This window comes from Vibrio sp. 2134-1, from assembly GCF_033339495.1.
The window spans coordinates 1-1,085 of sequence record NZ_JAWOUS010000133.1 but is presented as its reverse complement, the minus strand read 5'-3'; the positions used below and the strand labels follow the sequence as shown (position 1 = coordinate 1,085).

Below are 1,085 nucleotides of genomic sequence, written 5' to 3'. Positions count from 1 at the left end.
ATCTCCGCTAAGAATCCATAGTCCAACTCCTCCATGACGCGCCCGCCGAGCATTTCAACTATTGCCTCGAGCTCGCCGCGCCTCTCGCCGGGAAACGTCAGATCAATATCATCGTGCTTGCGTGTTACACGCCCTAGCCGTGCATCGATCGCCCAGCCCCCACCGATCCAGAGCGGCAGATTTCGCTCATCTGCCGCAGCTAGAATTTTGTGTATCAATGTGACCTGCGTTGTGTCCATGCGGCCTAACGGTTTGGGCTATGGGCAGTGGCGGTTTGCGTGAGCCTTTCCTGTCAAACCGAGAAAACGCTCGGGCGGGCTACCGACTTTGCAAATTGCACTTCAACCCGCCATTGCCTATGAGCCAGTGTTAGCGGTAGTTTTTTATTTATTCAAATAGTAATCCCACGTTATTTTTGCAATGTCTGAAATAATCTTTTCATTAATTTCCGAAGTTTCTTTGGACTCTGCAACAAATACGCTTATAAAAATTAATTGTCCATTCGGTAAAGTAATTACCCCAACATCATTAGTGGCTGCTGCAATTCCATTATTTATTCCGGAAGTCCCTGTTTTATGAGCAACAATTGTATTCTTTGGTAATTGTCCTTTTAATCGGTTACTTCCTGTTGTTGTTTCTCTCATAATTTTCCAAATAAAATCATAACTTTTTTTAGAAAGTAATTGGTTCTTATTATTATAAGTATCTATTAACAGTTTGTTCATCGCTGTTGGGGTTGCCCAATTTTGATATTGGGTATTCCAATCCTTGTGCATTTGTTCTTCGTTTGCTTTGATTGAAATATCAGTGAAATGATTAGCATTCAAGAATTTTTGAACAGAATCAGTTCCTCCGATTAATTTTAGCAAAATATCACAACCAATATTGTCGCTCTCTGATACTGTATAATTTAGTATTTGTTCAATCGTCAAAGTTGTTCCATTAGGGAATTCCTCTTTAATCGGACTCCACATTTTAGGCAAAAGGTCTTGAGGGGTAATCTCTATTTTTTGTTCAAAAGAAAGATTCCCTTTATCTATCTCAGACAAAACGGCTAAAGCAATCGGAAATTTCATAACGCTTTG

2 protein-coding genes are annotated in these 1,085 nt (G+C 40.5%); both read right to left on the bottom strand.

Annotated features, from left to right (window positions below):
- The coding region (locus R7R78_RS24410; protein ID WP_406707389.1) for a nucleotidyltransferase domain-containing protein at positions 1–239 on the bottom strand (239 nt) is incomplete at its 3' end.
- A 144-nt stretch (positions 240–383) separates the two neighbouring features.
- A partial coding sequence (gene bla / locus R7R78_RS24405) for a class A beta-lactamase, subclass A2 (RefSeq protein ID WP_225474411.1) occupies positions 384–1,085 on the bottom strand: 702 nt, incomplete at its 5' end.